This window comes from Streptococcus vestibularis ATCC 49124 (assembly GCF_000188295.1).
Taxonomy (GTDB): Bacteria; Bacillota; Bacilli; order Lactobacillales; family Streptococcaceae; genus Streptococcus; species Streptococcus vestibularis.
In genome coordinates, this window is the sequence record NZ_GL831112.1 from 742,528 (window position 1) to 754,964 (window position 12,437).

Annotated in this window: 8 protein-coding genes and 1 pseudogene; 6 read left to right on the plus strand and 3 right to left on the minus strand. The window is 38.1% G+C overall.

What is annotated here, in order from left to right:
• The first annotated feature begins 28 nt into the window (after positions 1 to 28).
• Positions 29 to 953 (plus strand): annotated as a pseudogene (locus HMPREF9425_RS09350) (IS3 family transposase).
• Positions 954 to 1,132: 179 nt separating this feature from the next.
• On the opposite strand, the gene nrdF reads toward HMPREF9425_RS09350, so the two are convergent.
• From nrdF to nrdH, 3 genes are all read right to left on the minus strand, one after another.
• Entirely contained in the window at positions 1,133 to 2,095 is a 963-nt protein-coding gene (gene nrdF / locus HMPREF9425_RS03660) for a class 1b ribonucleoside-diphosphate reductase subunit beta (protein ID WP_003092647.1), read from the minus strand.
• Positions 2,096 to 2,252: 157 nt separating this feature from the next.
• A complete protein-coding gene (gene nrdE, locus HMPREF9425_RS03665) occupies positions 2,253 to 4,412 on the minus strand; it encodes a class 1b ribonucleoside-diphosphate reductase subunit alpha (protein ID WP_003096894.1) in 2,160 nt (719 codons plus the stop codon).
• Positions 4,413 to 4,502: 90 nt separating this feature from the next.
• Positions 4,503 to 4,727, minus strand: coding sequence for a glutaredoxin-like protein NrdH (gene nrdH, locus HMPREF9425_RS03670; protein ID WP_003096895.1), 225 nt, complete (start codon positions 4,725 to 4,727; stop codon positions 4,503 to 4,505).
• A gap of 330 nt (positions 4,728 to 5,057) precedes the next feature.
• Between nrdH and acnA the strand changes: the two genes are divergently transcribed.
• From acnA to ptsP, 5 genes are all read left to right on the plus strand, one after another.
• Positions 5,058 to 7,721 carry an aconitate hydratase AcnA gene (gene acnA, locus HMPREF9425_RS03675; protein WP_003096897.1) on the plus strand — a complete coding sequence of 888 codons (2,664 nt, stop codon included), beginning with the start codon at positions 5,058 to 5,060 and terminating at the stop codon, positions 7,719 to 7,721.
• Between the two features lies 1 nt (position 7,722).
• Entirely contained in the window at positions 7,723 to 8,847 is a 1,125-nt protein-coding gene (locus HMPREF9425_RS03680; protein ID WP_003096900.1) for a citrate synthase, read from the plus strand.
• A gap of 13 nt (positions 8,848 to 8,860) precedes the next feature.
• Positions 8,861 to 10,036, plus strand: coding sequence for an NADP-dependent isocitrate dehydrogenase (icd, locus tag HMPREF9425_RS03685; RefSeq protein WP_003093026.1), 1,176 nt, complete (start codon positions 8,861 to 8,863; stop codon positions 10,034 to 10,036).
• A 261-nt stretch (positions 10,037 to 10,297) separates the two neighbouring features.
• The gene (locus HMPREF9425_RS03690; RefSeq protein ID WP_003092417.1) at positions 10,298 to 10,561 is read left to right on the plus strand and encodes a phosphocarrier protein HPr; all 264 of its coding nucleotides are present in this window, start codon (positions 10,298 to 10,300) and stop codon (positions 10,559 to 10,561) included.
• 4 nt (positions 10,562 to 10,565) lie between these two features.
• Complete coding sequence (ptsP, locus tag HMPREF9425_RS03695) at positions 10,566 to 12,299, plus strand: phosphoenolpyruvate--protein phosphotransferase (protein WP_003092582.1); 1,734 nt, start codon at positions 10,566 to 10,568, stop codon at positions 12,297 to 12,299.
• Positions 12,300 to 12,437 lie beyond the last annotated feature (138 nt).

Consider the following 12,437-nt stretch of genomic DNA (forward strand, 5'->3'; position numbering starts at 1 on the left):
AAAAAATCTAACTTGGGGTGTTTTTATTATGAAATTAACGTACGAAGATAGAGTTCAAATACATGAATTGAGAAAGCAAGGTCAAACCTTCAACCAACTTTCAAAAAGATTTGGTGTGGATGCTTCTAGATTAAGGTATATGATGAGATTGGTCGAACGTTACGGAATAGAAATTGTCAAGAAAGGTAAGAATTGTTACTATTCTCCTAAATTATAACGAGAAATGATTGATAAGGTTCTGCTTGAAGGTTGCTCTCAATAAAGTGTTTGTCTGGACTATGGCCTTTCAAATCAAGGCTTGCTTAACAATTGGATAGCACAATACAAGAAAATGGGTATACTATTGTTGAGAAAAGAAGAGGGAGACCGCCTAAAATGGGACGTAAGCCAAAGAAGAAATCTGAAGAGATGACAGAGCTAGAGCAATTTCAAGCAGAAAATGAGTACTTGAGAGCGGAGAACAACGCTGTTCTAAAAAGGTTGAGAGAACTCCGATTGAGGGACGAGAAAGAGCAAAGAGAAAAACGGAAATTGTTCGAGGATTGGTAACAGAGTTTGCTTTATAGAGTCTTCTAAAGATTGTTAAGCTTGCTCGTTCGACCTATTATTACCACTTAAAACAGCTGGATCAAACGGATAATAATCAAACTATCAAAGCTGAAATTCAAGCTATTTTTACTGAACACAAGGGAAATTATGGTTATCGTCGCATCACTCTCGCATTGAGAAATCGTGGCTTCGTAGTAAATCATAAGAAAGTGCAACGTCTGATGAAGGCTTTCTTTTGCATTCTGAAGTCTAAGATGTTTTATGGTTATGAGAAGACGTTTAAGTCGCTTGAGCAATTGGAACAAGTTATTGTAGACTATATTGATTACTACAACAACAAACGCATTGAGGTAAAACTAAAAGGACTTAGTCCTGTGCAATACAGAACCAAATCCTTTGCTTAAATTAATTGTCTAACTTTTTGGGGTCAGTACACCTTCTTCATTTTGATACAAGCTAGCTTAGTTTCTACTGAATATACTTTTTTGACTATAACAAAACACTCCTGTTTCTAGCTTACCAGAATTCAACAGGAGTGTTTTCTTGTGTCTCATTTTATTGGTGCAGTGCCCCGAGCTAGTTTTTATTTTAGTCCGTAGTTATAATCATCGTCTTGCATGGCTTCAACAGTACCTAGAAGGTAACCATTACCGACTTGAGAGAAGAAATCGTGGTTTGATGTTCCTGTAGAAATACCATTCATAACGATTGGGTTAACATCGTTAGCAGAATCTGGGAAAAGAGGATCTTGTCCTAAATTCATCAATGCCTTATTGGCGTTATAGCGAAGGAATGTCATTACTTCTTCAGTCCAGCCAACACCGTCATAAAGAGATTTAGTGTAGAGTTCTTCATTTTCATACAATTGATAGAGGAGATCATACATCCATTCACGGAAACTCTCTTGCTCTTCTTCAGGTAATTCGTTGAATCCTAGTTGGAACTTATAGCCAATATAGGTACCGTGAACAGATTCGTCACGGATAATGAGTTTAATAATTTCAGCGACGTTAGCTAGCTTGTTATTACCAAGATAATAGAGTGGAGTGAAGAAGCCTGAATAGAAAAGGAAGGTTTCAAGATAAGTTGAAGCAACTTTTTTCTGAAGCGGCGTTCCGTTTTCATAGATATCATTAATGATTTTTGCTTTAGTTTGCAAGTACTTGTTGCTATTTGTCCACTCAAAAATTTCCTCAATTTCTGATTTAGTATTCAAAGTTGAGAAAATAGAAGAGTAAGATTTTGCGTGAACAGATTCCATAAACTGAATGTTGTTCAAGACAGCTTCTTCATGAGGTGTACGAACGTCTGCTCGAATGGCTTCAACACCCGTTTGAGATTGCATGGTATCTAGCAAGGTCAAACCGCCGAAAACTTTTCCAACTAAATCTTTTTCTTTAGCTGAAAGTTTACGCCAGTCATCAAGGTCATTTGAAAGGGGGATACGAGTATCTAACCAAAATTGTTCAGTTAATTTTTCCCAGGTAGATTTATCAATCGCATCTTCGATTTCATTCCAGTTAATGGCTTTATAGTAAGTTTCCATTAGAAACCTCTTTCTTTATTGATATCATTTCTATTTTATCATAATTAAAAATCATGATATAGTTTTTTGAGTTTATCTATTAAAAAAGTCGGAGAACCGACCTTTTTATGCATTTTATAAATAAGAGTAGTGAAGTTGCTAGTCTCAAATCACTATCTTAGATGACACAGCTTTCACACTGGTTAGAGCCAACTTCTTCACCGTCATCTGTGTAAGTACGGATGTAGTAGATTGATTTAATTCCTTTGTTAAAGGCGTAGTTACGAAGGATAGAAAGGTCACGAGTAGTTTGTTTATTTTCTGTTTTCCATTCGTAAATTTCTTTAGGCAACTCACTACGCAAGAATAGAGTTAATGACAAACCTTGATCAACGTGTTCAGTCGCAGCGGCATAGACGTCGATAACTTTACGCATGTCCATGTCGTAGGCTGAAGTGTAGAAAGGAATAGTGTCTGTTGAAAGGCTGTTGGCTGGGTAGTAAATTTTTCCGATTTTCTTCTCTTGACGTTCTTCAATACGTTGTGTGATTGGATGAATAGAAGCAGAACAGTCGTTAATGTAAGAGATTGAGCCATTTGGCGCAACAGCCAAACGGTTTTGATGGTAGAGACCATCTTTCTTAACGAGTTCACGTAGTTCTTCCCAATCTTTGGCTTGTGGGATGAAGTGGCCTTCGAAAAGTTCTTTGATACGGTCAGATTTAGGAACGTATTGGCCTGTAACGTATTTATCAAAGTAAGAACCGTCAGCATATTTTGAATTCTCAAAGCCGACAAAGGTTTCTTGACGTTCACGGGCAATATTGTTAGATTCAACTAAAGTCCAGTAGTTCATAAGCATGAAGTAGATATTAGTGAATTCAACAGATTCAGGGCTACCATACTCGATATGGTGTTTAGCAAGGTAAGAGTGAAGCCCCATAGCTCCCAAACCAAAGGTATGAGCTTGTTGGTTCCCATTTTTGATTGATGGAACAGCATCAATACTTGAGCTGTCTGTAACAAAAGTAAGCGCACGTGTCATAGCCTTAATGGAACGACCAAAGTCAGGTGAAGTCATCATGTTCAGGATATTAGTAGATCCAAGGTTACATGAAATATCTGTACCGAGTTTGACAAACTCTTGTGCATCGTTAAGTTCACTTGGTGTTTGAACTTGGAGAATTTCAGAACAAAGGTTGGACATGACAATCTTACCATCAATTGGGTTGTGTCGATTGGCTGTATCAACATTGACAATATATGGATAACCTGATTCTTGTTGGAGTTTAGAAATTTCAGTTTCTAGCTCACGTGCATTAATCTTGGTTTTTGTAATATTGGGATTGGCAACCAACTCATCATACATAGCTGTAATATCAATGTAGTTATATGGTTTACCATACTCTTTTTCGACTGAGTAAGGGCTGAAGAGATACATATCTTCATTATTACGTGCCAACTCGTAGAATTTATCTGGAACTGTAACACCAAGTGACAGTGTCTTAACACGCACCTTCTCATCAGCATTCTCTTTCTTAGTTGAAAGGAAGGCAAGGATATCTGGGTGGAAAACATCCAGGTAAACAACACCAGCACCTTGGCGTTGACCAAGTTGGTTTGAGTAAGAGAAACTGTCTTCAAAAAGCTTCATAACTGGGACAACTCCAGAAGCAGCACCAGCATATCCTTTGATAGGAGCACCAGCTTCACGTAGGTTAGATAGGCTAATACCTACCCCACCACCAATACGTGATAGCTGGAGGGCCGAGTTGATAGAACGACCGATAGAATTCATGTCGTCCGTTACTTGAATAAGGAAACATGACACGAGTTCACCACGACGGCTACGTCCAGCATTTAGAAATGAAGGAGTAGCAGGTTGGTAACGTTGGTGAATCATTTCGTTAGCAAGGTCACTAGCAAGGTTTTCATCACCATCAGCAAAGTAAAGCGCATTGAAAAGAACACGATCTTCAATACTTTCAAGGTAAGACTCACCATCGTTTGTTTTGAGGGCATATTGTTGGTAGAACTTGTAGGCTGCCATGAAAGATTGAAAGTGGAATTTTTGAGTATGAATGTCTGCAGACAATTTTTCGATGAAAGCAGGTTCGTATTTACCGATGAATTCAGACTCGATATAATCGTTCTCAATCAAATAATTAATTTTATCTGTGATGTTGTTGAATGCCATTGAATTTGGCTTAACGTTTTCAAGGAAGAAGGCACGAAGCGCTTCTTTATCCTTATGCAAAGGAATTTGACCGTTTACAGGACGGTTAATTTCATTGTTGAGGCGGAAGTAAGAAACATCGCCAAGATTTTTTAAAGACATAATACAGATACCAGGCTTAGTTTAAAGGTAGATCAAGGTTAACATATTAAACTAAGCAAACAAGTTCCTTTCTATATAAAAACTTGATAATTAAAGGATTTCTTTAAGTTTAGCCGGTTGAAAACCTGAAAAGACGATATCACCGGCTTCAATAACTGGAGCAGCAGTGAAACCGAGGCTTTTTACGTAATCGATTTTTTCTGGCTGTTCATCAATGTTGATTTCTTCGAAATCAGCACCTTCCTTTTCCAAGAATTTTTTAGTCATTTTGCACTGCATGCAGTTGTTTTTAGAAAACAATGTAATCTTTGCCATTGCAAATACTCCTTTTTTAAAGATTTTAAGTGACTAGGAGTCACTTTTTCGACTTTAATAGAATACCCAAAATATTGGGAAAAATCAAGCTAAATATCTTAAGGGAATACAATATTTTGTGTTTAGTATTGAAACACAACCCTATATCTTGTGTTTTAAAGGCTTTTTTTAGTTTCTTAAATTAAATCAAATTTGTTTATAGAAATTGCTAAAATTCCAACAACTGACTGAATATGTAATAAAACATGACATCAAAATGCCGATTCTATTTGTTTTTTCAAAAAAACAGTGTAGAATAAAGGAAATTTTTTAACTAATGGAGGTTCAAGTATGCAAGAATACTGTTCAAATCTAACTGTAAATGGTAAGACATTCTCTTTTTATGATCTCGAAAAAGCAGCAAAATCTTATGATGTCAAGGTCGGAGAACTACCTTATAGCATTCGAATACTACTTGAAAGTCTACTCCGAAAAAAAGATGGTGCTGATGTCAAGGAATCTCACATTTCTGATCTAATAAAATTTCCGAATTTTCCAACAATTTCTGAAGTACCATTTAAACCAAGTCGCGTCATTTTACAAGATTTCACAGGGGTTCCTGTTGTCGTTGACTTGGCCTCAATGCGGGATGCTATAGTGTCTAATGGTGGTAAAGCAGAACTTATTAATCCAGAGATTCCAGTAGATTTGGTTATTGACCACTCTGTTCAAGTTGATTCATATGGATGTGATACAGCGCTTGAAGATAATATCAATCTAGAATTTAAACGTAACAATGAGCGCTACGAATTTCTTAAATGGGCCGAACAGTCTTTTGAAAATTACCGTGCGGTTCCACCAGCTACCGGTATTATTCACCAGGTTAATATTGAATTTCTGAGTGATGTCATTATTGAAAAAAATGGGCTACTATATCCTGACTCTATGTTTGGTACAGATAGTCATACAACTATGATTAATGGTATTGGTGTTCTGGGTTGGGGTGTCGGTGGAATTGAAGCTGAGGCAGCTATGCTAGGCGAAGCTTCCTATTTCCCTATTCCAGAGGTTATTGGTGTACATTTAACAGGTGAACTGCCTAAAATTGCTACGGCAACAGACTTGGCTCTCAAGGTTACTCAGGTACTTCGTTCTGAAAATGTTGTTGGTAAATTTGTAGAGTATTTTGGTTCTGGCTTAAAGAACCTATCTCTAGCTGATCGTGCTACAGTGGCTAATATGGCACCAGAATATGGGGCAACTTGTGGTTATTTTCCTATTGATGACGAAACCCTTAACTACATGCGTTTAACTAACCGTGATGAGGAACATATCCAGGTCACCGAAGCCTACACAAAAGCCAATCATCTTTTTTATGACCCAAGTAAAGAAGTCAAGTATACTAAGATTGTTGAAATTGATTTGTCAACCATTAAACCTTCAATCTCAGGTCCTAAACGTCCACAGGATTTGATTCTCTTATCCGATGCTAAGCAAGAATTTCAGGATGCAGTGGTACGAGAAGCAGGTGTGCGTGGCTTTGGTTTGGATAATGAAGAGTTAGAAAAAACTGCAAAAGTTGATTTTGAGGATCATTCAGAAACAATTCAAACAGGTCATGTGGCCATAGCAGCGATTACATCATGTACCAATACCTCAAATCCTTACGTCCTTATGGCAGCCGGTCTTTTAGCCAAAAAAGCTGTTGAGAAGGGACTCGAAGTCTCTCCAACAGTCAAGACCTCTTTGGCGCCTGGATCTAAAGTCGTTACAGGTTATCTCAAAGCTTCAGGCTTGCAAAGCTACTTAGATAAGCTTGGCTTCAATTTGGTAGGTTACGGTTGTACGACGTGTATTGGTAACTCGGGAGATTTACGTCCTGAGGTAGCTAAAGCTATTGTAGACAAGGACTTACTAGCGAGTGCCGTTTTGTCAGGAAATCGTAACTTTGAAGGGCGTATTAATCCACTTGTTAAAGCAAATTTCTTGGCTAGCCCACCATTGGTTGTTGCCTATGCTTTGGCTGGTAATACTAATATTGATTTGACAACGGAGCCTTTAGGTTTTGATGACAATGGGCAAGCTGTCTATCTAGAAGATATTATGCCATCACGTGATGAAATTGAAGCTTATGTTGATAAATACGTAACCCGTCAACTTTTCCGAGACGAATATGCTAGTGTCTTCTCTGACAGTGAGAAGTGGAATGCGATTCCAACTGAACATAGACAAAATTATAAATGGAATCAGAAGTCTACCTATATTCAAAACCCACCTTACTTTGATGCTTTAGGAGATGATTTGACCATCAAACCATTGAATAATTTGAAGGTATTGGCTAAATTTGGAGATACGGTTACAACAGACCATATTTCTCCAGCTGGTAATATTGCTAGAAATAGTCCTGCGGCAGTCTATTTGTCTGAAAATGGTGTAGATTACCAAGAATTTAATTCTTATGGTAGTCGTCGTGGAAACCATGAAGTCATGATGCGAGGAACTTTTGCTAATATTCGTATCAAGAATGAGTTGGCAGAAGGAAAAATTGGTGGATATACTAAATATGATGGTGACATTCTTCCTATATATGATGCTGCTATGAAATATAAAGAAGCTAATCGAGATACGCTTGTAATTGCTGGTAAAGATTATGGGATGGGCTCAAGTCGTGACTGGGCAGCCAAAGGGGCAAATCTCCTTGGTGTAAAAGTAGTGCTTGCTGAGAGTTTTGAGCGTATTCACCGTTCAAATCTAGTCATGATGGGAATTTTGCCGGTACAATTTATGGAAGGAGAAAATGCTGAAAGTCTTGGATTGACAGGACATGAGACCTTTAGCTTTGACCTTTCAGAAAATCCAGGTGTTCATGATGTTATCACTGTTACAGCTTCAACACCTGAACAAACCAAAACTTTCAAAGTACTGGTTCGTTTTGATGCTGATGCTGATATTCGCTACTATAAAAATGGTGGTATCTTGCCAATGGTTGTAAGAAAAAAATTGAAGGGAGCCTAATATGACAACAGTTGAAATTAATGGACTTAAGGATATGATTGCCTGTAATACTAGGATTTCATCTATCATTGATGATCATTTATCGTATTCAGGATATGATATTTCTGAGTTTATGGATAATAAAGCGTCTTTTGAGGAAGTGATTTATCTCTTGTGGAATGGGCATCTTCCTACGCAAATGGAACTCAAGTATTTTGAAGCTGAGTTGCGTAAGAACTATGATATTTCTGATGCTGTAGAGCAATGCATTCTTATCCAATCTCGGCCACATTTGCACCCAATGAGTGTTTTACGTTCAACAGTCTCCCTTCTTGGAGTTTACAATGTGGATGCTGAGGAAAGATCCATGGAGGCAATTTATCAGCAAAGTATTGAATTGATGGCTAAATTGCCTACAATTATTACGACTTTTGCACGCTTACGTACTGGTAAAATGCCCCTTAAACCACGGAAGGATTTAGGCTTTGCGGCTAATTTTCTCTACATGCTGAATGGTGTTGAACCTTCTGAAATTGAAGTTGAGGCTATGAATAAGGCCTTAATTCTACATGCTGACCATGAGTTGAATGCTTCAACTTTTGCAGCGCGTGTTTGTGCCTCGACTCTGACAGATATCTATTCTTGTGTTACAACAGCTATTGGTGCTCTAAAAGGTCCCCTGCATGGTGGAGCTAATGAACGCGTCTTTGATATGCTTAAAGAAATCCGTGAATCCGGTGATGTTAATGCTTACTTGCAGGAAAAGCTTGACTCTAAAGAGAAAGTTATGGGATTTGGACACCGTGTATACAAGAAACAGGATCCTCGTGAAATTTTCTTAAGAGATATGGCTAAAAAGTTGACAGAGGGTACTGAGAATGAAGAATTCTTTAATATGTCTCAAGAAATTGAAGAGTTCATGAAAGAAAAGAAGGGATTAATTCCCAATGTGGACTTCTATTCAGCCACTGTATATCATACTCTAGGAATTGATAGTGATATCTTTACACTCATCTTTGCTATGAGTCGGGTTGCCGGCTGGATTGCTCATATTCAAGAGCAACAAAAAAATAACAAATTGATTCGTCCACGCTCGCAGTACATCGGACAAGAAAATATGACGTATATTCCTTTAGAAAAACGCTAGGGAGGAAAGCTATATGGCAGAAAAAATCGTAATGAAAAATGGACAGCTTCAAGTTTCTGATCATCCAATTATCCCTTTTATTGAAGGGGATGGTGTTGGACATGATATCTGGAAGAATGCCCAAGCAATCTTTGATAAAGCAGTAGAAGTAGCCTATGAAGGAAATCGTCATATTGAGTGGCAAGAGCTTCTAGCCGGTAAGAAGGCTTATGACAAAACAGGCGAGTGGTTGCCGAAAGAAACCTTGGAGGCTATTCGAGAAAGTTTAGTAGCTATTAAGGGACCGCTTGAGACGCCAGTAGGTGGTGGTATTCGTTCTTTAAATGTAGCTTTACGTCAAGAACTTGATCTCTACGCTTGTGTTAGACCTGTTCGTTACTTTGACGGAGTAGCAAGTCCACTTAAAGAACCTGAAAAAACAAATATTACTATCTTCCGTGAGAATACTGAGGATATTTATGCGGGAATTGAATGGGAAGCAGGAACGACAGATGTCAAGCGCGTGATTGAGTTTCTCCAGACAGAGATGAATGTTAGTAAAATTCGCTTCCCAGAATCAAGTAGTATCGGAATCAAGCCAATTTCAATAGAAGGAAGTAAACGACTCATTCGCTCGGCTATCGACTATGCTCTCAAAAACAATCTAAAGAAAGTGACATTGGTTCATAAAGGGAATATTCAAAAATTCACAGAAGGTGGCTTCCGTAAATGGGGTTATGAAGTGGCTCAGGAAGACTATAAAGAAGAATTGATGGATGGTCGTTTAGAGATTAACGATATAATCGCGGATAACTTTTTACAACAGATTCTTTTGAATCCAGAAAAATTTGATGTTGTTGCATTAACCAACTTGAATGGTGATTATGCCAGTGATGCACTAGCTGCTCAGGTTGGTGGTATCGGAATCTCCCCTGGAGCCAATATTAACTATCAAACAGGTCATGCAATTTTTGAAGCAACACATGGAACAGCTCCGGATATTGCGAATCAAGATAAGGCTAATCCTTGCTCAGTTCTATTATCTGGCTGCATGCTTCTAGAATATATCGGTTGGTCTGAAGCAGCTCAACTGATTAAAAGTGCTATTGAGGAGACATTTAAAGATGATATCTTTACAGCTGACTTAGCATTTGGGAAACAAGAATATTCAACGAGTGCTTTTAGTAATCAAATTCTTTCAATTATGTGATTGTTTTTGCTCAAAAATGAAAATTAATGGTTGAAAACACTATGAAAGACATTTTCTGAAAATGTTGTAAATAACTAAAGACTAGTATTTGCTTATGTTTTAAAAAATGAAAATGAGCAGTAAAATGAGAGACAGTCTTTTGAAAAACTTGTAGAAAGTGCGTTTTAACCTTGATAATATCAAACAGCTATGTTATAATTCTAAATTGTAAGGGTTATCATTGATAACTCAAATATTCCAAATTAAGAAGGAGAGTCCATTATGGCTTCTAAAGATTTCCACATTGTTGCAGAAACTGGTATTCACGCACGTCCAGCTACTTTGCTTGTTCAAACAGCAAGTAAATTTGCTTCAGATATCACTCTTGACTATAAAGGTAAAGCAGTTAACCTTAAATCTATCATGGGTGTTATGAGTCTTGGTGTTGGTCAAGGTGCTGACGTAACTATTTCTGCAGAAGGTGCTGACGCTGATGATGCAATCTCAGCAATCGCAGAAACAATGACAAAAGAAGGATTGGCATAAAAATATGACAGAAATGCTTAAAGGAATCGCGGCATCTGATGGTGTTGCAGTTGCTAAGGCATATCTGCTTGTTCAACCGGACTTGTCATTTGAAACTGTTACAGTTGAAGATACAAGTGCAGAAGAGGCTCGTCTAGATGCTGCTCTAGCGGCGTCGCAAGACGAGCTTTCTGTTATCCGTGAAAAAGCAGTTGAAAGCCTTGGTGAAGAGGCCGCAGCCGTTTTTGATGCTCATTTGATGGTCCTTGCTGACCCAGAAATGACTGGTCAAATCAAAGAAACTATCCGTGCTAAACAAGTCAATGCCGAAGCTGCTTTGACAGAAGTAACTAACATGTTTATCGCGATCTTTGAAGGTATGGAAGATAACCCATACATGCAAGAACGTGCAGCGGATATTCGTGACGTTACTAAACGTGTGCTTGCAAACTTGCTTGGTAAGAAATTGCCAAATCCAGCAACAATCGATGAAGAATCAATCGTTGTTGCTCATGACTTGACTCCATCTGATACAGCTCAGTTGAACAAAAAATTTGTAAAAGCTTTTGTTACTAATATCGGTGGACGTACTAGTCACTCTGCAATTATGGCTCGTACACTTGAAATCGCAGCAGTTCTTGGAACAAACAACATAACTGAACTTGTTAAAGATGGTGACATTTTAGCGGTTTCAGGTATTACTGGTGAAGTTGTTATTAATCCAACTGAAGAACAAATTGCTGAGTTTAAGGCGGCTGGTGAAGCTTACGCTAAACAAAAGGCAGAATGGGCTCAACTTAAAGATGCTCAAACAGTTACTGCTGATGGAAAACACTTCGAGTTAGCAGCAAACATCGGTACACCTAAAGACGTTGAAGGTGTTAACGATAATGGTGCAGAAGCAGTTGGTCTTTATCGTACAGAATTCTTGTATATGGATTCTCAAGACTTCCCAACTGAAGAAGACCAATATGAAGCATATAAAGCAGTTCTTGAAGGTATGAATGGTAAACCTGTTGTTGTTCGTACAATGGACATCGGTGGGGATAAAGAACTTCCTTACTTTGACCTTCCTAAAGAAATGAATCCATTCTTGGGTTACCGTGCATTACGTATTTCTATCTCTGAAACTGGTAACCAAATGTTCCGTACTCAATTACGTGCCTTGCTTCGTGCATCTGTTCACGGTAAATTGCGTATTATGTTCCCAATGGTTGCTTTGTTGACTGAGTTCCGTACTGCTAAAGGTATTCTTGAAGAAGAAAAAGCTAAATTAGTTGCTGAAGGTGTTGCCGTTGCAGACGACATCGAAGTAGGTATCATGATTGAAATCCCAGCTGCAGCAATGCTTGCTGATCAATTTGCTAAGGAAGTTGATTTCTTCTCAATTGGTACAAACGACCTTATCCAATACACTATGGCTGCTGACCGTATGAATGAACAAGTTTCATACCTTTACCAACCATATAACCCATCAATCCTTCGCTTGATTAACAACGTTATTAAGGCGGCTCACGCTGAAGGTAAATGGGCTGGTATGTGTGGTGAAATGGCCGGTGACCAAACTGCTGTTCCACTTCTTGTCGGAATGGGCTTGGATGAGTTCTCAATGTCAGCGACATCTGTCCTTCGTACACGTAGCTTGATGAAGAAACTTGACACAGCTAAAATGGAAGAATACGCTAACCGTGCCCTTACTGAATGTTCAACAATGGAAGAAGTTCTTGAACTTTCAAAAGAATATGTTAACGTAGATTAATCAAAAAAAGTGGAGGCTTGAGCTTTCACTTTTTTTATATCTAAACAGAGACAAAATAATTGACTCATTCTTTAGTTAGGAGTAAAATACGGCTAACCTAGGTTAATAATTTTTAGTATTTTTTGTCAAAATTTTCTG

What these genes read in the sequence shown, in the direction of transcription:
- ptsP (WP_003092582.1), top strand. Translation starts at nt 10,566, where the DNA reads ATGACAGAAATGCTTAAAGGAATCGCGGCATCTGATGGTGTTGCAGTT.
- nrdH (WP_003096895.1), bottom strand. Translation starts at nt 4,727, where the DNA reads ATGGCAAAGATTACATTGTTTTCTAAAAACAACTGCATGCAGTGCAAA.
- nrdE (WP_003096894.1), bottom strand. Translation starts at nt 4,412, where the DNA reads ATGTCTTTAAAAAATCTTGGCGATGTTTCTTACTTCCGCCTCAACAAT.
- acnA (WP_003096897.1), top strand. Translation starts at nt 5,058, where the DNA reads ATGCAAGAATACTGTTCAAATCTAACTGTAAATGGTAAGACATTCTCT.
- nrdF (WP_003092647.1), bottom strand. Translation starts at nt 2,095, where the DNA reads ATGGAAACTTACTATAAAGCCATTAACTGGAATGAAATCGAAGATGCG.
- icd (WP_003093026.1), top strand. Translation starts at nt 8,861, where the DNA reads ATGGCAGAAAAAATCGTAATGAAAAATGGACAGCTTCAAGTTTCTGAT.
- HMPREF9425_RS03680 (WP_003096900.1), top strand. Translation starts at nt 7,723, where the DNA reads ATGACAACAGTTGAAATTAATGGACTTAAGGATATGATTGCCTGTAAT.
- HMPREF9425_RS03690 (WP_003092417.1), top strand. Translation starts at nt 10,298, where the DNA reads ATGGCTTCTAAAGATTTCCACATTGTTGCAGAAACTGGTATTCACGCA.